We start from the raw sequence: 22,695 nt of genomic DNA, 5'->3' as shown, positions 1-22,695 counted from the left end.
TTTGAGATTAGAATTAAGGGGGAATTAGTTATGTTTTTACCATAAAAAAATCAGAAAATGCGAATTATCCATTATATTTTTAAATATGATGGGATGCCTTAAATTTGACCGTTTAGAAATCTACAAATTTAAGGCTTTTGGTTATTGTTCTTTCAAAACTTCATATATTTTTTTAGGCTCGCTGCAAATAAAAACGAGTTTTCTATTTGCATTGAGTTTAAATAGTAGTTGTTTTTTTATTGTTTTTGTAAGCGTTTTAACTAAAAAAGGTAGTTTAAACATTTCATAATTTTGCTTTTTAAGTTAAAATTTAGCCTTTTTTAGTTAGCCTTATTTTATTAATAAGTAGATTTTGGATTCATGAGTGGTAGATTTAAAATTTAGTTTTTTTGCTTTGATAGTTATTTTTTCTGGGTTTGCCAAAAAAGTTAAAAAAGTGTCCAAAACTAATAAACCAGGACACTTTTTTATGATTATCTCATTAAACGGCAAACTCGGGATAAAAATTCAACAGCAAACTTTGTGTTTTTATCTTTTAGTTTTTAACTATTTTGTTTAGCTTTTGTAAATAAGTTATCCAGTCTTACTCGCGAGGATTTATCATCACGAAATTGGAAAAATATATTTGGATCTAATGCCTGATTTCTGATAAATAAATCCTCGATTGATTTAGTGTAATCTCTGTTTTTATAACCCTTAAATTGTGTGTCAAGTTTTTTAGTATCTTTCCCACTATTATCAACTAAGTTAATGTCTTTGCTTTGTTCAATTTGTACACCCGCAGCTTTAAGACTGGTTAAGTTAATAATTTGCTTATTTTGCTTATCTACATCGATATATTTATTAATACGGTTTGGTGCTATTCTAATATTTCTTTGTGGTTCAAGCAAATATTTCTGATTTAAAAATTTTTCGGCAAATACTTTTTTACCATTTTTGATTTCATATCTAATTGGGTAAGCTTCAATGTGAACGTGCGGTGATCAACCACCATTGTTAGTCATTTGTCCAATTGTACCAAAAGTAGTATTTTTTTCTAATTCTTTTGGACTAATCGGACTAGCATCTTTTAGATACGTTGCTATTCTTGAAGTATTTTTATTACCTTGTTCAACTTGTGCTGTTTGACCTAAAAGTGAAAGTGTATTATTGTCTAAGTGGATAAAAAAGAAAACAACAGCATCTACATTACGCAAATATTTGTCTTTAGTTTCTTGGCTAATTTCTAAGTCCTTAACATCAACTTGTAATGCAACGGTAGTTCCAATTCCTTCAGCAGCCCCTTGATTTGGTAAGTAGTAAGCCCCTAGTAATTTTGATTTTGAAAAAGTTTTTAGCGGTAGACCACTTGGTACTAAGACATCTTCACCATAGTGAACGGCCTGAGTTAATTTATTATCAGTATAGAAAGTACGAAATTCTTTGTAACCACCAGAAGTTACAAAAGATTTGCTCTCTTCATTAATACTATTGCTAATTTCACCAATATTTCTTCTTTCTAATTCTGGTATATAAACTGAAGCATTATAAGGTGAAAAAATTTGATTTCTATTTAATAATGAGGTTGATGAATCAAATAGGGGAACAAATTTTGGTACTCCAATATTAAAATCCTCAATGTCAAAATCCTGGAAAATAGAACTTTTTGATTTAAAGCTAATTTTAGCCTTAGTTGTGTATGGAGCTAAACTAGTATCATTAGTTTTTTCTGAAATATTAATTTTAATATCAAAAAAGCTATTTTTATCAAAGTTAGTTACAAAATCATCTTTATTGACATTGGCAAAATCATAGTTAAAAAAACTAATACCACCTTTGACTTGAACTTTTAAATATTTTTTAAATAGTTGCTGAACTTCCTGTTGATTTAGTTGCTTAAAGCCTTCAATTTTATAGACTTTTTCTGTACTGTAAGCATTTTGCCCACTGCCTGTGGTTGTCACAACAGTCACTAAAATAGATTTTAGATCTTCACCTAGCCTAACATCTTTTAGATAATATTGACTTTTAGTATTTTCAGGGATTTCTACCGTAAACAAATCAATATCTTTTAGCTGTTTATCAAGATATTTAGTTCTAATTAATGTATCAGTATCACCTTTGATTTCTTCTTTAGAATTTAAATTTTCTAGCACACTATAAACAGAAACATTAACTTTATTTTTATAGTCTATTTTGCTGATCATTTTGGTTTTATTAATATTATCTTGCTTTGATTTATTTGGGGCAAAACCGCTAATTTGTTTATAAATTGTAATAAAATTTTCTCGCTTGTAAGGGTTTTGTTTGTCATCAGCATTATAATATCTAATAGTAATAGGAATATCTAAAATTCTTGTGTCATCATTATTTTCTTGAATTTGATTATAGTTTATTTCATAATAGAAATTATTTAGGTTTATTTTCATTTGTTTAGCTTTGGATTCTAAGCCTTGTAAATCTAAATTTAATTTGATAAAGCGATTTGCCAATTTATTTTGCTTGAAATTTCTGATTTCCACTTTAGCTTGATCTAAAGTTAAAGTGTTATTCTCAACTGTTGGTTGAACTATTTGATTGTTAGAATTAATTTGCTGTAAGTCAGAAATATGTGATACTTGAAAGTCTTGATTAATGTTAATTAATTTGGAGTTAGAATTTTGCACTTGATAAGGCACTTTAGCAAATTCTGCTGTTATAAATTGTTCTAAATTATTAGTTTTAAACAAATCAATATTAAATTGTGGTTCATAAATTGAATAGTAAGGGTGGTTTTTGTTCAATTCTAAATTAGTAGAACTTGCAAATACATTAGCGTCATTGGTTATTCCACAAGAAACAACAACGGAGACGGACAAAGCAGAAGTTAGTACACCTAAAAATAGTTTTTTGTATTTTTTTCTAAACATTTTCTTTCCTTTGTTAGATTTTATAAATTGAAACTTAAGTTTGAAGAACTGGCAATACCTAAAAATATTAGACTTAAAATCACGGGTATTAAAATAGTTGTCAGTATGTTAATAATGATTTGCCACAAATAAAGTCTAATATTGAAATTATTAATTTTTCTCATTGCTAAGTAAGGTATGATCACTAAAGTTGATCATAAATTAAAATTGATAAAACCGGTATTGGTATTAATAATAAAGAAAAAGACCAATAAGATAAATAAAACAATCTGATGATCAAATAAAGTTAAATTTGCACTAAATGGAATTCTTGGAATGCTCATTAAAATAAAGACAAATAATGAACCAAAAAAGATCTCTTTTTGTAAATAAGTGCTAATTTTAGGGACTTTTTCAACCATAACTATTTTGTGAAAATCCTCTTTATATTTTGTGATATTTTTCACCATTTTTGTATATAAAAAGAAGGCCAAATAACCAAAAATAACACCTAAAATTTGACTGGCAAAAATGTAAAAATAACCTTGATAAAGTAATGTTCCTGTAAAAGAATTTGTCAGACCTTTGATAATTGATTCAAATATCACAATTTGTGGTATTAAAAAGGGTTTGATGTCTGAATTTGATAAAAATCCAGAAGTTGCTTGAGCGATAAAAAGTGCTGAAAAAAATGAAAGAGTATAGAGAAAACTTGAAACAAAAATATTTGACTTTAGTTGATGTACAATATGTTTTGAAGTCAAAAAGAAAAATATTAAAAGTAGTGATCCTAAAAATTCAATAAAGGCAACTCTAGTATTTCAAAAGACAGAAAGCATTTCAAATTTTGTCATTAGCTAACCTTATAAGTTAATCATTTTTCATAAAAAGTATCTATTTTTATAGACTTTTTTGACTAATTAGCAGATTTTAAACTACCGTCAATTGTTCTAGAATTTTATTGGCCTTAGTGATTATTGGATTTTTAACCCGAATATTTTGAACTAATAGATCTTTAATTTTTTTAGAAATTTGTGCTATACTTTTGTTTTTAGTTTTTCAGACAAGTCTAGTATTTTGTGATTTAAGAAAATTCAACATTGATTTCAACCAAATAATAACTGAATTTGCTAAATTCAGCGTTTTTAAATAAGGATTTCAGTGAATCTTACTACTATCTGTTTGTTTTACACTGATTCCTTTTTTGTTTTGTTGATAATTAATTTCTTGCAAGTATTTTTGCTCTAATTTTTTTAATTTGTTAGGATTTTCTTGGTTAACTTGAGATTTAACAGCAACAAAATCTTGATCATTTTTCAAGATTTTTTTATAATATGTTACCAATTGATTTTTTCCTGTCAAAGCTTGCATAAATGGTCTTAGCAAACCTTGAGAAGCTTTGAAAAGGATTTCATCATCATTACTTTGAACTTTACAAGCAACCAAAAAAGACATAGGAGCTAGTCTCATGCTAGAACCTATGAAGGTTTTTAATTTTACTTTCAAATATTCTCCTATTTTTTATTGAAAAGTAGTAAGCAAATAAAATTATAACAAAATAATTATGCAAGTATCACTATATTTTTCTATTAAAATTTCATTTTGTGAGCCAAAAAGTAAAAAATAATCACTTTCTAATATTATATAGTCTCAAGTTGGCTTTTTTTATCACATGCAAGAATATTGGCTGTGTAAATCCAGTCTAAAAATTTGATAGTTGCTTTATCAATTTGAGCATCATCAAAATTGCTCTAAAAAAAAAAAAAAAATATTTTTTAAATTTCAAAAATAATGTATAATTACCTTTGAGCTACCATTTAGGTATGTTATGCTTTGGTTATGTTCAAACCGCTCAAATGAACTTCTCTGACTTTGCAGTTGTAGTTAAAGCAAAAAACTGTACCACCAAAACTTTTTTTGGTGGTTTTTCTATTAAGGGGCTTATTTAACGTTTAGAATCTTTTTCAAATAAGCGCCAGTGTAGGATTTTTCTACCTTTGCAACAGCCTCCGGAGTTCCTTTTGCAACGATATTTCCTCCCTCTTGTCCGCCTTCAGGTCCTAGGTCAATAATATAATCTGCAACTTTAATTACATCCAAGTTGTGCTCTATAATCACGACACTATCGCCATTATCCACTATTCTATCAAGTACTTTAATTAAATTTGCAACATCATAATTGTGCAGTCCTGTTGTTGGCTCATCAAGAACAAAAAGTGACTTTCCTGTTGGTTTTTTCTGTAAAAATGTCGCTAATTTAATTCTTTGAGCCTCGCCACCTGAAAGTGTTGTGGCTGATTGACCTAGTTTTATATACCCAAGACCAACGTCAACCAAAGTTTGTAATTTTGTAACAATTTTTGGTCAGTTATTAAAAAACTCAAGTGCCGCTGAGACTGTTAATTCGAGAATATCTGCGATAGTTTTGCCGTGAAAACGAATCTGTAGAACATCAGGCTTATACCTTTTTCCTTGACAGTTATCACATAAAACATATATATCGGGCATAAAATGCATTTCAATTTTTATTTGCCCATCGCCTTGACACTTATCGCACCTTCCGGATTGTAAGTTAAAAGAGAATTTTGACTTAGAAAATCCAAGCGATCTTGCTTGTTCGGTGTTTGCAAAAATTTCGCGAATATCATCAAAAACAGACGTATATGTTGCTGGATTTGAGCGAGGTGTCCTTCCGATTGGACTTTGATTGACAGCAACTAACTTGTCAATATTAAAAAGCCCCCTAATTTCATCACATTTTCCAACACGAATATTTGTCGCACCAAGGTGTTTTGCAATCCCATTAACCAAAATTTGATTGACCAATGTTGATTTACCTGAACCTGATACCCCTGTTATAACGACAAATTTGCCTAAAGGAATGTTGATACTGATTTTTTTTAAATTATTTTCTCTTGCTTTTTCGATAATTATAAATTTACCATTGCCACTACGACGTTTTTTAGGAACTGGAATTGCTAATTTATTAGTTAAAAATTGCCCTGTAATCGATTTTGGTTCGTTTTCAATGTCCTCAAGTTTTCCGGCAGCAACTAAATACCCACCGTTTTCACCAGCATTAGCCCCTATATCAACTAAATAATCAGCAGCTAAAATAGTCTCAAGATCATGTTCTACAACTATTAAACTGTTACCAATTTCAACCATTTTTTTCAAAGTTGCAATTAATCTGTCATTATCCTTTTGATGCAATCCAATTGAAGGTTCATCAAGAACATAAAGTACCCCAGTTAATTGCGATCCTACTTGACTTGCAAGCCGAATTCTTTGTGATTCTCCTCCAGAAAGTGTTGCCGCTGACCTACTTAGGTTCAAATATGAAAGTCCAACATTATCTAAAAAAGAAAGCCGATCGCGAATTTCTGAAAGAATTAATTTAGAAACTTGCTGATCAAAATCAGATAAATTTAAATTCTTAAAAAATTCAATTAGATTTTTAATAGACAGCTGGGATAACTCAAAAATATTGTAATTTTCAATTTTTACTGCAAGAGCATAATTATTTAGTCTAGCGCCTTGACATGTGCTGCACAAAAATTCAGACATCATTTTTTTAAATCAAAGGCGAAGATCTTCGCTTGTTGTGTCCCAAAATTTACGCTGAATTCGACTTAAAATACCTTCAATTGGCCGAAAATAATCATATCTTTTTCCACTTTCGGAAACCAGCGAGTAATTTATTGATTCTTTTGAGCCATAATTGATAATTTCAAGCTCTTTTTTTGTAAGTTCGTGGATTTTTTTATCAGGTGAAATTTCAAAATACTCAAGCAAAATTTGCAACTCTTGCCATTCTAATGATTTTGTATTTATCGATTTTCCAAAGTATTTAATGGCACCTTGGTTGATAGACAAATTTTTATCTGGAACAACAAGATCAAAATCAGCCTCTAAATTTGTCCCTAATCCTTTACAAGTTTTGCACATTCCATAAGGTGAATTAAATGAAAAAAGCCGATTTTCTAGACTTGGCATTTCAAAATCACCAAAAGGACAAGCCTGTAATTTTGAAAATCTAACTACTTCAGAATCATCAAACTCGCAAAGGGCAATTCCTTTTCCCATTTGAAATGCCAGTTCAAGCGAAGATTGAAGTCTAGTTTCTTCATCATCATCAAGAACAAATCTATCAATAACAACAGAAATTGTGTGTCTTTGTTTTGGATCAAGGTTAATTTCATCTGCAAGATAATATGTAACATCATTAATTTTAAGTCGCAAAAAACCTTGATTTTTAAGATTTTCAATTAAATTTCGGTGCGACCCGCGCTCAGATTGAACAACAGGAGCCATAATTACAATTCTAGTACCTTTTGGCCGCGACAAAATTGAATTTAAAATGTTGACAATTTTTTGCGGAACAATTTCAGCCTTATGATTAGGACAAAAAGGTTTACCGATTTTGGCAAATAAAAGCCGAAAATAGTCATAAATTTCGGTAATTGTTCCAACAGTTGAACGGGGATTGTTGTGACTTGTTTTTTGCTCAACAGAAATTGTTGGCAAAAGTCCGTAAATAGCTTCAACTTTTGGTTTTTTAGTTCCGCCTAAAAATTGTCGCGCATACGAACTCAAAGAGTCTATATAACGTCGTTTTCCCTCTTCATAAATCGTATTAAAGGCTAAAGATGACTTTCCTGATCCTGAAACCCCAGTAAAGACAACTAATTTATTTTTAGGAATTACAAGGTCAAAATTCTTTAAATTGTTCTCACTTGCACCTTTGATGTAAATAAAATTATGCGTGTCTTTATTTTTTAACATTTCTTAATTACTTTCTGTTGTTTGTTTAGGTTTTGAATTTTCAGGTTTGCCAATTTTATCATTCAAATTTTGGCTTCTATAATTTTTTTTGGCTGCCATTGGGTTTTTATGAAAAGTTACTTGCGTAGAATCAGGGCTTTTAGGGTAAAAAACCGGGCACATTTTAGTGTTGTTAAAGCGGGCAGTTTGATTTTTAACAAAATTTTGATTTAAATTTTTACTGTTTTTATTAAATTTTTTATTATTATAATTTAAGTTTTCAAAATTATCACTATCAGCATTTTTTGAAAAAGCAACAGGATTTTCTTTTATATTTTTTGCAAAAAATTGTTTAGAATTGGCTGTATTTTGATTTTTTCTAAATTTTGGCTGAATATTTTTAGTGTTTAAATTATCCCCAGAATTGGCTGAATTTGCTGTTAAATAATCAGGTTTTTTTCGTATAATCCGTGGTTTTTTATTTTGAGAGGACTCGCTATTAGCAAAAGTTTTTTCCTGACTTGAGCTAGCTTGAGCCTCATTTTTTAGAAGATTTTGCGAATTTAATGCTTTTTTTGTTACTTTATTTGGAATATTTTTTTGACTTGGTTTGCTTAATTTTTCATCTGTGCTTTTTTGGATATTATAATAATTTAGATTTTTTTTGTTTGAATTATTGGGCTTAACAGCTGTTTTTTCGCTAGAATTAGCACTTTTTTGTGAATTTATGCTTGAGGACTTACTATTTGGATTTGGTTTTACAACTTTTTTGTCAACTGGACTTGCCAATTTTGTTTGCTCTGCTTTATAGTCAACAAATTTTTCTGCTTCTTTTTGTTCATAATTTGCTAAAAAATCAAATTTTTCATCAACAAAAATAAATTTTGACAAAATAACCGGATTTCAACGTTTTGACCGATGGAAATATGCGCCTAATCTATTTTTTAGCAGTTGCTTTAATTGCGGCATTGATCAGTTTGGATCTTTTTGCACAAAAAAGCGAATTGATGAATAGCTAATTCGCCTAATATCAGCAATAATTGGACTTCCTGTTCGAATAGAAAAGACACCTTTTGTAATAATCGAAATTCTACCTTTAATTTCATTATTTTTTTTATCAAAAGGAACAAAAATAAAAACAACACCGTTTTCACGCATGTATTGACGTTCATTTATAATCCGCGAATTATCACGGGAAATTGTATCTCCGTCAATATAAATAGGCTCACATGGAATTTTTCTCTTGGTTTTGCGAACTTCTTGATTAACAATTTCAAAAACTTCACCATTATCTGGAATTATCACATTTTTTGGACTGACTCCAGATTCAATTGCCGTCTGAGAGTGAGCAAGCGCCATTCGGTATTCGCCATGATAAGGAAAAAAATATTTTGGTTTTGTTAGTTGAAAAATTTTTTCATGCTCAGATTTATAAGCATGCCCTGAGGTATGAAGATAACCATCAGGCCCGTTTTCTTTAATAATTGCCCCTAATTTATAAAGTCGGTTAATCAAATGCTCAATTTTAATTTTGTTTCCTGGAATTGGCGATGAAGAAAAAATAACCATATCACGAGGTTCAATACTGATTTTAGGGTGCTTTTTGTTTGACATTCGATCAAGAGCAGCTAGTTGTTCACCTTGGGATCCAGTTGTTAAAATTAGCATTTGATTTTCTTCAACACCTGATAAATTTTTACCAAGAAAAGACTCATCAGGAGCATTAATATAGCCAGAACGCCGACCGATATTAATCCCATTTACCATTGATCTTCCAAAGACAAGAATTTTCTTATCTAATTTAATTCCAATTTCAATTAGTGCCTTAATTCTTGTCAAGTTTGAGGCAAATGCCGTAATAATAATTTTTCGGCTTGCAGCACGCATGTGCATTTCAATATCAGCAAGAATGTCCCGTTCAGAGGGCGAGTGGTTTGGCCGCATTGCATTAGTTGAATCTGAAAAAAGCACTGTTAGATTGTTTTTCCCGATTTGTTTTAGTTTGTCAAAGTCAGTGTAATTTCCAATTGGGGTATAGTCAAACCTGAAATCGCCAGTACACATAATTGAACCATGTCTTGAAGTTACCCGAACACCAAAGGCATCAGGAATTGAGTGCTGAGCTGTTCAAAAGTCAACTTTAAAACTTTGAAAATGATAGACATCGTCCTTTTTTATTTCAACAAACTCAATTTCCCTTTTAATTTTATGGTCAACAAATTTGGCTTTTAAATATTCAATTGCAATTTTTGGGGCAAAAATTTTTTTAATTGGAACTTCTTGAACAAGATAGACAATTCCGCCGATATGATCTTCATGACCGTGGGTGATAAAAATACCGCGAATTTTTGCTTGATTTTTTAAAAGATATTGGTAATTTGGAACCATTCCTTTGATTCCTGTTGAAAAAAGGTTGGCAAATTTAATACCAGCATCAATAATTACAATATCATAATTATCTTCAATTACAAGCGTTGATTTCCCGATTTCTTGCATTCCGCCAAGACCAAAAAAACGCGTTGGATTAGTAGTTAGTGACATATTTTTCCTGTCATAATTATCAAATATTATATTTTTTAAAAGATAATAAATTCTAAATTTATAAAAATGAATTATTTATTATAAAAATGATTTTCAAACTAACAATAATTTTTAGTCCAACTTGCTAGACTAAAAATTGGATTGACTTCATTTGAATTTAAATAAAAACAAATTTTAACAAAATTTTAGTTTTTTCTAAAATTTACTTTTTGCAAACACGAATTAGACCTTGATTTTCAAACCCAATTATAAATTCGTTAGAATAAAATGATAAATTATCCAAAATTTGCTCACGAACATGTCCTAAACCAACGCCACAAATTAGATTTATACATTTTTTATTGGATTTTCTAAATTCAAACATTAAATTTTCAACAATTGCTACTGTTTTTTGAGTGTCTAAACCGTGAAAGTCAAAACTTATTTTATCATCAAAATCAAAATTTGAAAAAATATTATTTTTTTGACTTTGAGTTAAATCTAATATTTGATCCCATTCAGCAAAGTGAATTTCTTTTGATTTCTTTTTAATTTTCATTTTAAGATAATTAGTTTGACTATTTTAATTTAAGGTGTTCTTAAATTAACTAAAATTAAATTATACCACATTTTTAATTTTTTTTATCTAATTTTAAAAATTTGCTATTTTTAAATATGTGTTAAAATTATTTTGTTATGGAAATAAAGAAAAACAATGAAATAAAAGTCAAATTAATTAATAAAGAAACACTAACATATCAACTTCTAGAGGATGCCAAAAAAGGTGATTGATTTTCCCTTGTAAGTGAAGTACAAAATTATATAGATGACCAAACAAAAAAGAAATTAAGCGAACATACTAAACAAATTCGCAATGATATTTTTACAAATGATCCTGAAATTAAAAAAATAAAAGATGAAAATTCTAAACTTAATGCGGAAAATAGGGAATTAAAATCCCAAAATGATAAGGTAAAATCAGACTTAAGTACACAACATATAAAAGAAATTGGTAAAAAAGAAATTGCAATTGCTGAAATGGAAGGAACAATTAAGCAACTGCAAGAAAAAATTAAAGCTCTTGAAGAAAACCAAGATAACATTATTAATAGTGCTATTAAAGATAAGCAATCAGAATTTTTATCTGCTCAATCTAAAGCATATGAGCAATTTAAACAAGATACTGAGAAAAAATGGCTGGAACAAATAGCTGAAGTGCGTGAAAAAACAACCGCTGATGTAAAAGCAGGATTTGAACATTCCCTTAACGAAAAAGATACGAAAATAAATGACCTAAATGATGAATTAAATAAATATAAATATAAAAATATTAGCTCAAAACAAATAGGAGAAAATCTTGAAAACTGAATTTTAGAAAGGTATAGAGACGTTTTCCCTTTTGGTAAAGACGACAATGATTCAGTTGTTGTTGAACTAAAAAAAGATACTGTAAATATTAAGGATGAACCAGGAGAAAAAGCAACAAAATCCGACTTTATTTTTACAATTAATGATCAAAGTCGCAATGTTGAAACAAAAATCATTTTAGAAGCAAAATCTGAATCAAAAGAAAAATCTGGAAAACAAAAAAACAAAGATTTTTTCAAAAAAATTGAGGCAGACCGTATAAAGAAAAAAGCTAGCTATGCTATTTTAGTAACAGAACTCGAGCCTGAGAAATACTTTACAATTGATGTTGCCCCTAATTATGAAAAAATTTTCATTTGCCGTCCGCATTTTTATTTAGCGCTTTTAATGCTTTTAAAATCAATAATTCTAAAAGAAAATAAATTAGAGATTCAAAGTCAAAGTCTTGAAGATGCAAGTAAAATCATTCAAAAGTTTGATGACTGAAAAGAAAAAACATTAAAAGCATCAATAAACAAAATTAACACTAAAGCAGAAAGAAGTAGATCATTAGCAGAAAGAATTATCAAGGATGCTGGTGAAATTCAAGAGAACCTTAATAAAATTGTAGAAACCTATTTAAATAATCTAACACAAAAAATTGATGCATTTAAAATTACTAAAATAACTGAAAAAATTGACAAAATTAATAAGAATAACCCTAATTTATAATCTAAAAACCTATTAGCTAGTACCAATTTTGAATCCATGTAGTTAAAATATTTTTTTTTTTTTTTATATAGCAATTAAAAAATATGTTATAATGTGTTATAGCTATTTCTATAAATACCTTGAAATAGCTATAACATAAATGGGGGTGACTCTGGTTTTGACAATTAAAAAAATTTTTTGGATGCAGTGGTTTGGTAGACCATAATACCATGTAAATCTAAACGCAAAAGATTCAATTAAAGCTAAAGACGATGCAACATTTAATTTCGCAATGATGAATACCCAATTAAATTTTGCAACACTTTAATTCATAATAAAACCTATCAGTTTTTTATTTCAATAATATAAATAACATAATATATCTTCCTTAATTCAATATATTAAGTTTTCCCTGTAAATACTAAAATAATTAGTAAATATTTGTTTTTGGTTTTCAAATACATTTTAAAATACAGGACTATTTAACTCCTTTGATTTATTAATTCTTATTCTTTAATTCTTATTCTTATTCTTTAATTCTTATTCTTATTCTTAATTCTTATTCTTTTTATTAATATATTCTTTAATTCTTATTCTTTTTTATAAATTATTATATTTTTATACCTTTATAATTAGATTTTTTAGTTTAAACTGTCGACTCCACTAAATTATTTTAATTGGATCGGGGTTCGAATCCCCGCACCTCCACCATATGAAAAAACTCCGTTAACCGCGGAGTTTTTTCATTAAATTAGTATATTGATTCATACACAATAAAAAAGGTGTGTCAAAATAAACAATAAAAATTAAGGGTTAAAAAAACTAAATACATCAAAATTGCTAAATTTAAATTCTTAAAAATCCCAATTTTGCATTTTTCAGACAAATTCAGACAAATTCAGACGTCTATATGACAATAATTTAATAAGAAATTTACAAAAAAACTTTGTAAAATGGACAAAAATTGGACAACCGCACATGGCAAAAATAAATCTCTGTGCAAGCAAAAAGAAATGTAAATTAAGCATCTTTCTGAAAAAAATTAACAAATTATAAAAAAATAACAAGCCAATTTAAAATAAAATATAGAAAAAAGATAATTATCTGATTTTTTATGTTAATTTAGTGTATAATTTAATTTAATTTTTCTAGTTTGCTCCTTATCTAATTGGACCAATCTAATCGATTTGTATTAAAAAAAATCTGGAATAACAAAAAGAAGCGGGGTAAAATGATGAAAAAAAATATCTCCAAACCTGATTTTACTAAAGCATTCAAAATATTTTTAAGTTTTGGTACTTTATCTCTGGCCATTTCTGGAATTACTTTGATTGGAATAAAAAATCGCGATAAAACCGAGCACATTAATATACCAATAACCCATTCAGACCAGCAAACTGAAAAACTTTTAGACCAAATCAACTATTTATCAATAGGTGATTCAATTTCTGCTGGCTTTAATTGGGATTACTCTGTTGACCTCCGCGGAAAAATTGATGAAAATAACAAAATTAATGGTCTATCATATCCTGCTTTTTTCGCCAGTTTTATTCAAAAAATAAAACCAAATGCACTTAAATCCTTTGATAATTTAGCGCTTTCTTGAACAACAATTAGTGATTGACTTTACTTACTTAATCCCGAAAATCAATTTTATAAAAATTCAGATAAGACCCATTTTAATTTTAATTATCATCTAGACAAAAAATTAGAATCACCATATGGTCAGCAAATTCGCGATGTTTTTGGTGATTTTAATTTAAATAGCTACCCAAAACTATATCAAAAAATTAAAAATTCTAATTTGCTAACTCTTTCATTAGGTGCAAATGATTTAATGGAATCCATTGATTTTCGCACAATTGCTAAACCGATGCAAAAACTTGCTTCAAAAGGTGAAGCAAGTTTTGAATTTGCCCAAAACATTGAAATTGCAAACCAAAAAATTTACAGAAATTTACAATTACTAATTCAAAGTTTGCGAAAAATCAACCCTGATTTACAAATAGTTTTAGTTGGCTATAACTCTTTGTCTTCAAAAATCATTAAATTTTTTGAAAAAATGCTCACAAATGAAATCGGTGTTCCAGAAAATTATGCTGATTCAGTAGTAAAACGTTTGAATTCAACAATCAAAAAGGCCGCAAAAAACCAAAAAGTAAACTATGTTGACTTATACAACGAATCAATTTGGCAAGAAAAAACCTCTGAATTTAGTGCAAATGACTTAGACATTCACCCATCAACTAAGGGTTATAAAAAAATGGCTCAGGATTTGTTGTTTAAATTAGCTTTTGAACAAAACCTAGAGTTCAAAAACGAAGCAAATACTAAATTACAATGGGACGAAAATTATGTCCAAAAAGATACTAATTATTACCGTCGAATTCTAAATTTAGGTAATAATTCAGAAATTTTGAAGGCTTTAACAGTTGACAATTCACCTGAAAAATTTATTTCAGAAGACTCTGAAATTGAAAAATTAACCAGTCAAAATGTTAAAAAAACAACAGAATCACCGATAGAAAATTTTATAAACGTAATACTAAATAATAATTTTGGCGCGTTTTTAAGCCGCTTTATGCAGTTAGCTGTTCAAAATAATTCAAGTGTGCAGAAAATTCTAACTGATTTTTGACAGGAAAACCAAAATTCAGGGGCTTCTTTTTCCGAAATTTTGCAAAAAATTTACTCAAGTGGCTTTTTTAGCAAAATTATCAACCGTTTTCAGACTTATGTTCAAGATGTAACTAACAAGAAAGACTGAGAAAAAGCAACAATTTCTGGCCTTGTTAATTATATTTTTGCTGATTTTGACGAAAAACAAATAATTGATGTTTTAAATACTGTTGTAACTTCTGAATTTGCCGATAAAAATCCTGAAAAAATTAAAGAATTAATTTTTTCATCCATTTTTGGCCAAACAATAATCCAAGATTTACTAATAAATAATATTATCAAAATTGACCTTAAAAATAAAGAAGACTTAAAAGTTGTCTTTACCTTTGACTCAATAAGAAAATTATTTTCTAAAATAATTACTGACTACCATCTTCGATCAAACGAATATAAAAATTCACAGAATTTTCACGAAATAATTCGTACTTATTTAGAAAATCCTGATAATGACAGCGATAATGTTATTTTTATTCGAAATTTTATTTCCGAAACACTAAAACATCATGAATCTGTTAAATTATTAGTATCGATTATTAACGATAATTTTGAGTTTAATTTGAACGAGGCAGACCAGTCTGCGATTGTTAATCTTTTAGTTTCAATTGCCGATGTTGTTGTTCGCACTAATGTTTGGGCTAAATTAAATGATCAAGCAGCAAAAAATTTCTTAGGTGTAATTAAAGGAATCAAAACTACTGATATTGCTGAAAATATTGCTTCAATTTTTTCAGAGCAAATTTATACAAATTACTCATCTTTTTTTAAAGATTCAAAAAATTTACTTGATTTATTTCACGAACTTCTAAGTTTTGATTTGAGCCAAAACCAAATTGATTCACTAAAAAAATTACTCAATAAATTCTACCCAATTTTAACAAAATTTGACATAACTAATTTTATTGATGATTCAGACCCTAATTATGCTAGTTTTTCATTCTTTTTTGACTCAGCTAAAGATTTTTTGGCTTCAAATTCATTCAAACCACTGACTGACATTGTAAATCAAGCAATTAACGATTTTTTAGTAAATAAAAGCACATATCAACAAATTGACAGCCTAAATCGTTTTGGTTTTCAGTTTTTAGCTAATAATTTGCCAAAACTTGAGGAAAATATTTACGAATTTATCGCTAGAAATGTAGAAAATGGTGACTTTTTAACCAATCTTAGTAGTTTGATTTCAAATTCATTAAGCTCACAAGGATTAAATAAACAATCCATTTCAACTTTTACATCAATAATTAAACTAATTTTCCAAGATTTTCGAAATAAATATCTACTTTGAAAAGAAGACCAAACAACCCCAACTGATAATTTAATTTTTACCTTTGTAAAGTCGGCCTTAGAAAATTTTAAAGCTTTTACTAAAGAAAATTTTGATGAATATAATTCAGCAAAATTGCGTTTTGAAGAGGCCGAAAAACAACAAAAAGCAGTTGAAATTGCACAATATTCTCACAAAATGGCTTCACTTGATGAAACATTATCTTTTCAAAATTTTTCATCATACTTTTTAAATAATTTTTTTACTCAAGAAACAATTTACAAACTTTTAAAAAATCTTGCAAGTCTTGATTTTAAAAATAAAATTTCCAATGAGAATTTAGTTTCATTTTTCAAAAATCTTTTTGGACAATCATTTTTGCACAAACAACTTCTTGAAAAATTAAACCAAAATAGTTTTTTTAGTAAACCTAAAATCAAAAATTCAGTTTTAAGCATTTTAACAAACTTTTTTGAGTCAGAGCAAGTTGAAAAATTAATTTCAGAACTTATTAAGTATTTTTTTGACGAAGAGAAATTTAAATCGCATCCAAACTTTAATTCACTAGTTGAAAATTTTCTCAAAGAAAACACTCCGCTAATTGAGGAAGTTTTTAGACTTTTCTTAGGAGATTCTTCAACCTGAAATTCAATTTCTGACTTTTTAAAAATAATTTTGCAAGAATATAAATTAAATTTGTCAGAAAAATCAGTTCAGACAATTTTGGATTTAGTTCGTGATATTTTTTCAAAATTAAGAGATTCAACTTTAGATTTTAATGATCAAACAAAAACTCATTCCCCACTAATAATAAAAGCATTAATTTCAATCATATTTGATGCAATTTCAGGTAATTCTACCCCTAAAAAACCTGTTCTTGAGACCTTATTTGACAGTTTTAGTGTCGATATTGCAAATAATTATTATTCAGAAGACCAAACAAATACTTTAAATAATAGAGAAAATCAAGGTGCAATTTCTCAAGATAGTATTTCAACTTTGATTTCTGAAATTATTAGTAGCAATCCAATTTCTGAACAAATTCGTGCAGGTTTAAAAAATGTTCCGCAAGACTATCTTGAGAATATTCTTCCAATTTTTGATTGATTTTTAAAATCACCAAAACTAAAAGATTTGTTTAATTCCTACTTTAAAATAGTTGCAAAAGCAAAAATCCAAAAACCTTTAGATAATTTTTCATTAATTAAAACATTATTTGAACAACAATATTTTAATAAAATTATTGGTGAATTTATTGTTAAATTAGATGAAAAAAATGAGACTTTAATTGATAATTTTGGAAAACTAGCAGGAAAAATATTTGAAACTCAATTTGAAAAAACTGAATTCCAACCACTTTTTAAATTAGTCAAAGAAATAATACAGAATAACATTGATAATTTTTACAAAAATGAAAGTGATCCAAAGGAACTTTTTCCACCTGAAGCCGCTACTGTTAATGTAAGTCAGGATTTTTCTGGGTCGCTAGCAAATACCCAACTTTTTAATGATAATAGTAATACTGGAGAATCCCAAAGTTCTTCATCACCAGCGACTCCTAGTGAAACAACCTCGCAATCCGAGGCAAATTATTCAAAAAATAATGCATTACTCACAAAGTTTATTTCAATTTTAGGCAAGTTCACTAGCGGTGATTTTTCAGCTTCAGATTTAAATTTGCTTTTAGAATCTGAAATTGCAAACGAAGAATTTATTGTTGAACTTATTAAACAAGTTGCATCAGTTTATAATAAAATTGAACACTCTGAAAAAAATGATCTTTGAAAAGTAATAACTAAAATTTTCCAATCTAAGTTTTTTAAAGAAAAAATTAATTCCTTAGCTATTGGTGATGTAAGTAGTTTTTCATTGTTTAGCAATTTGTCTGAAGAAAAAAGACAGGAAATTGAGCCATTACTCAAAGAATTGTTATTGCAATTTTTACCAGATTCTGCAAACAAAGTTTTAATTTTTAGACTTTTGAGCTATATAAATAAAAATCCAATGGTTTTTAAAGATGTAAAAACTTTCTCTTCTCTTTTGGCTAATTTTTTAAAGGGTGAATCAACAACCCAAATTAACCAAAGCCAGAGCCAATCTGAAGTACAAAATAATAGTGAATTTTTAAAATCATATTTATGATACGTGGTGCATCTTTTAGTAAAAAATGATAAATTTTCTGATTTAGTGATTGACGTAATTGCTTCATATTTAAAGCTAAATTTAGATGACAATAAGGATTATTCTAGTTTTAACATTGGAAAACCAAGAGAAACACTAAAAAAATTTTTAAGAGAATTTATTGGTTTAGGTCTTGAAAATCCCCTTATTTCTGGCATTTTTGATCAAATTGTTGAATCAATTAAAAAATCAGATACTAGTCAACAAGCAAAAAGTTTTTTTGAAACCTTGTTTAATAAATTAGACCTTTCAAAAGTTCTCAACCTTGATTTAGTGGTCAAAATTGAACCAAAAATTGAAGATTCTACCCCACAAACCCCGCAAACAGAAACCCAAAACTTGATAGATGAGACAAATTTATCAATAAAAACACCAACTGGTCAAAAAATATCAACACAGTTGTTTGCCGAATTTTTTGATATACTTTTCCTCACCTCGCCAAAATGAGATTCTACAAATAAAGATAACAACTCTCCAATTTTAAACGAATTAAATAACATAGAATACACCGGAATTTCATTAAAGGAAGTTTTTGGATCTAGCGGAAATGGAGGATCTGGTGGAAAAGCGGGATCTGGCGGATCTGGCGGAAAAGATTCTCAATTAGACGCAATTTCGAAGTTATTTCACAAAATATGGTTTTCTGAAAGTACAAAGACAAAAATATCAATTGATAACTTTAAAGACACCGCGAAGGGAAGATTTCTTTATAGATTAGTGTTAATTCTTCTTTTTTATACATATGAGTCAAGAATTTCTAAGCTTGGAGTTAAAACTTGGGCATTTTACGGTGGCGCTTTGTCTTCTTATACTGCATCCGAAATAATCCGTACATCGTTACAAAATGGTGAACAATCAAATAAAACTAAAAAAACCGATACTGATTACAAAAACTTTATTGATAAAGTAATAGGCAATCCTGTAAAAGTTCCAGGTTGGGTTTGACACACCTATTACAAATCTCATGACGTAAAATTAAACGATATGTTGACAATGATTTATTATAATTCTGAAACTAATCGATTTTCTAGTGTTACCGGCCAACCTAAATTAAGAGATCAAGTTTTACAACAAATCCATGATGGAACTTATCCCGCTAACTATGAAGATCCAACTAAAACAAGATAAATTTTGTTTGATTTATAGTTAATTTTACCGCAATAAAAAATTGATTTTTTAGTTAATTCTGGATGAGGTTCTCCTTTAAATCTTGATTTTTAGGATTATCTCATAAAAATCAAGATTTCTAATTAATCAAGAGTTTTGCTAGTTAGTGTTTTTTAACTTTTAAGCACTCGACTCACAAATTCTTTCCTATGATAAAAGTAATTATTTTAAAAATTTAAAAAAATTTATTATAAAAAAGTTTCTTTATTAAGTAATTTAAGGAATTTCTTTCCTTTTTTTTTTTTTTGTTAAAATTTTTTATAGAATACATAGGAGGAAAGGTGACGAAAAGTACAATCACTAAAAAACTACTAACTAAAAAAAATATTTTTCTTTTAGGGCTAAGCACTCTTGCTGGTGGAGCAATTATTGCCGTTCCGCTAGTTGTTTTTGCAAATTTAGAACTAAAAAACCCACGAATTGATGTGCAAAACCAAGCAAAATCAATTTCTTTCATTAGTATAAAGGATAAATATTTAAATGCTAATTCAGACTATTTAGATCTAAAAAAGAAACTTTTGAACGACGATAATACCAAAAAAACTGACATTGATTTAATAGATTTTTTTGATTTTTACCAGACTAATAACTCTAGCATTCCCGTTAATTTTTCAACCGATCATAATTGAAAACCTTTCAAATTGGAAATTTTTGATATCAAACCTGACGACAATGAGCAAACATTCGAGGTTTTTTGGCGAGTTTCACAAAAATTAGATGACAATAAAACAGCAATTTCTGACTTATTTAAACAAAAAGTTGCTTATAATTACGTTCCAGATTACTCACTTTCTAATTTTTCAACTTACTCAGAAGACCAGCTCAAGAAATTAAGACCTTACACAAATAGTGAGGTTAATTTTTCATTTAAAAAAGAATTAACAAAGCTAATTTCAATTGAAGATTTCCAAAAAGAAGTTAATAGCACAAAAAATGACACTGAAGCTAGAGAAATTATTAACAAATATTTTAACCTTGATGAGATAATTTCACAAATTTTTAGCAATAAAAGCTTTTACTTTGAATCTGAAAGTGGCACTAAAAAACCTCGCTATGATATAAATTTGGTAAAAGATCAAATTATAACCGATCGATATTTAGTAAAAACTGCAACTCCAGGGGTTTATAAATTGACCTTTGTTGCCCAGTTTTCTTCTGATTTTTCAAAGGAAATTGCCGCTGATTTTAACAAAGATTCCAAATTTTTCCTTACTACTCAACTCAATTTAAGTAATTCTTTCCTTGATAAGTCAATTAGTGATGATATTGTTTTAAGCGAATTTTCTGACAGTGATTATTTTGCAATAAATAATTTTAGTCAAAATAATTCAACTTTAATTACAGGATGAGATTTTCTAAATTACTATAATAATGAAATTTTTGCAACCAAAGAAAATCGTGCTGATTTTCTTAATTCACTTATTGAAAAAATTGTCAAAACACCACTAATATCAAAAATTAGATTCGAAAATAAACTAGCAAATTTAAATTTTAACCAAATTTCAAAATTTTTAGATGTTCAAATAAAACTAGACACTGAACAAGTCAATTTAGACTTTAAAGATAACAATGTTGTTGCCCAAATTAATGGTGATATTGTTATAAAAGATAAAAGAAATGATAAAATTGTTGCTATAAAAAAATTTTCTCAAAGTATTAAAAATTTTGAAATATTAGCTCAAAATGATCCTGATTTTGCAGATTCAATTAAGAAAAGTGGTTTGACTATTGAACCAAAAGTCCAAGAATTTGTTAGAAAAGATAATCAAAAAGGGATTCCAAAAGAGGAATTATTAGCACTAATTCAAACAAATAATTTTGAAAAATTAAAGAAAGTTCTTCAAAATTCCCGTTATTATGGTTTTAGATTTGATGAAGCCCAATTAAAATCAATGGTTGACAGTTATAATTTGCCAACTGTTGAAGATTTAATTAAAAATTCAAACATTGATGATGCCGCCTCTAAAGGTATAACATCAATTTATTCTAATTATTTTAATACCGACGAGAAAATTTCACAATTTTTGTCATTTTTATCAAAACAAGACATTAGTTTTGTTGCAAAATATTGATTTGATTATCTTAAACATTTTGGATTAATAACTTCTGAAACAAACTGGCCAGAAAATTCTAATAGTAATGAATTATTTAAAAAATTAAGTGAAATTAAAATTAAGCCTACAAAACAGCCACGTGGTCAAATTAATGATGAAGCTGGTGAGCCAACAGTTTGACTTTTTTCATTTAACTATGGTTTTTTAAATACTGAAAAACCTCTTGAAAATGGCTTTTACATTAATAATGAGCTTAAAAATACACTTAATTTGATGAAAACAAATTCATCTTTTAGTCCTGAATATTTTATAAAACAGATCGAATTACTATCAAATCAATTTACTAAACCTAATTTTTCAAGCACAGACAATAAAAATAACATCGAAAATCTCACCGATTTTCTTGCAGCTTTTTATTCATTAGCTTATTCAAAACAAAAGAGTCAAAAACTTTTTACTGGTAATTTTGGTAAGGATTTTAACTACAAAATTCAATTTAGCTTGGAACCTAATTTAACAAATGTTGATGCTTTAGGAAAATCTAGTGAAAAAGATTTAAAAGTAAAATATTGATACAATATTGGTCCAGTTGATAAAAACGGTGATCTAGTTAGCGTTATTTATCAAACAAAAAAATCAGAAATTGAACTAAAAATCAACCCTGATAATAAACTTTTAAGCGATGAAGTTGATAAATTAGATGAAATTGCCTCAACTTTTTCACCAAATTCACAAATAGTTTTCTTAACCAAGAAAGATTTTGAAGATTTTAAAACCCAAATCAATCTCGCTGTCTCAAAATCAAAGGAAAACGAGCCAGTATCTGTTGATAAAGAAGTAGAAAAACTACCTTTTAGTAGTTATTTAACCTCAGAACACAAAGATTTAGGCTTTTATGCAATGAAAAAAGCAAAAGAGAATCAAACAGCAGGCACTGCAGACGCATCCTCACAAACTACTGACGGTGACATTACCGGTGTACTTGAGAAAATTCCTAACACTGGAAGTCAAGTTCAACATAATTTATTTTTATATCTTTATGATAAAAAGAATCCTCAAAATTTCTCAAGTCAACCTATCCGCGTTATTATCATGGAGTATACAACCTCCTTATTATTAAAATAATAAGATTTTAAAGGAA

Annotated in this window: 9 protein-coding genes; 3 read left to right on the top strand and 6 right to left on the bottom strand. The window is 28.1% G+C overall.

Annotation, left to right across the window (positions count from 1 at the left end; translation table 4 throughout):
• Nucleotides 1–542 precede the first annotated feature (542 nt).
• The 6 genes from QJQ40_RS02395 to QJQ40_RS02370 all read right to left on the bottom strand — a co-directional run bounded on the left by QJQ40_RS02395 (nt 543) and on the right by QJQ40_RS02370 (nt 10,710).
• Entirely contained in the window at nt 543–2,888 is a 2,346-nt protein-coding gene (locus QJQ40_RS02395) for an MSC_0775 family lipoprotein (RefSeq protein ID WP_282861044.1), read from the bottom strand.
• A gap of 20 nt (nt 2,889–2,908) precedes the next feature.
• Nucleotides 2,909–3,721 (bottom strand): MAG4940 family membrane protein, encoded by an 813-nt coding sequence (locus QJQ40_RS02390; protein WP_282861043.1) that lies wholly within the window; start codon nt 3,719–3,721, stop codon nt 2,909–2,911.
• A 76-nt stretch (nt 3,722–3,797) separates the two neighbouring features.
• The gene (locus QJQ40_RS02385) at nt 3,798–4,373 is read right to left on the bottom strand and encodes a hypothetical protein (RefSeq protein WP_282861042.1); all 576 of its coding nucleotides are present in this window, start codon (nt 4,371–4,373) and stop codon (nt 3,798–3,800) included.
• A gap of 435 nt (nt 4,374–4,808) precedes the next feature.
• The gene (uvrA, locus tag QJQ40_RS02380; protein WP_282861041.1) at nt 4,809–7,652 is read right to left on the bottom strand and encodes an excinuclease ABC subunit UvrA; all 2,844 of its coding nucleotides are present in this window, start codon (nt 7,650–7,652) and stop codon (nt 4,809–4,811) included.
• A 3-nt stretch (nt 7,653–7,655) separates the two neighbouring features.
• Nucleotides 7,656–10,172 (bottom strand): RNase J family beta-CASP ribonuclease, encoded by a 2,517-nt coding sequence (locus QJQ40_RS02375; protein ID WP_282861040.1) that lies wholly within the window; start codon nt 10,170–10,172, stop codon nt 7,656–7,658.
• 202 nt (nt 10,173–10,374) lie between these two features.
• Nucleotides 10,375–10,710 carry a hypothetical protein gene (locus tag QJQ40_RS02370; RefSeq protein WP_282861039.1) on the bottom strand — a complete coding sequence of 112 codons (336 nt, stop codon included), beginning with the start codon at nt 10,708–10,710 and terminating at the stop codon, nt 10,375–10,377.
• A gap of 137 nt (nt 10,711–10,847) precedes the next feature.
• Here QJQ40_RS02370 and QJQ40_RS02365 point away from each other — a divergent pair, with 137 nt between their 5' ends.
• The 3 genes from QJQ40_RS02365 (at nt 10,848) to QJQ40_RS02355 (ending at nt 22,679) form a co-directional block, all read left to right on the top strand.
• Nucleotides 10,848–12,230 carry a DUF2130 domain-containing protein gene (locus QJQ40_RS02365; RefSeq protein WP_282861038.1) on the top strand — a complete coding sequence of 461 codons (1,383 nt, stop codon included), beginning with the start codon at nt 10,848–10,850 and terminating at the stop codon, nt 12,228–12,230.
• Nucleotides 12,231–13,443: 1,213 nt separating this feature from the next.
• Nucleotides 13,444–19,461: an SGNH/GDSL hydrolase family protein gene (locus QJQ40_RS02360; protein WP_282861037.1), complete on the top strand. Its 6,018-nt coding sequence runs from the start codon at nt 13,444–13,446 to the stop codon at nt 19,459–19,461.
• 320 nt (nt 19,462–19,781) lie between these two features.
• Complete coding sequence (locus tag QJQ40_RS02355) at nt 19,782–22,679, top strand: P97 family adhesin (RefSeq protein WP_282861036.1); 2,898 nt, start codon at nt 19,782–19,784, stop codon at nt 22,677–22,679.
• The last annotated feature ends 16 nt before the right edge of the window (nt 22,680–22,695 follow it).

The organism is Mesomycoplasma ovipneumoniae, from assembly GCF_030012565.1.
Lineage (GTDB): Bacteria > Bacillota_I > Bacilli_A > Mycoplasmatales > Metamycoplasmataceae > Mesomycoplasma > Mesomycoplasma ovipneumoniae_D.
This window is presented reverse-complemented; position numbering and strand designations above follow the sequence as displayed.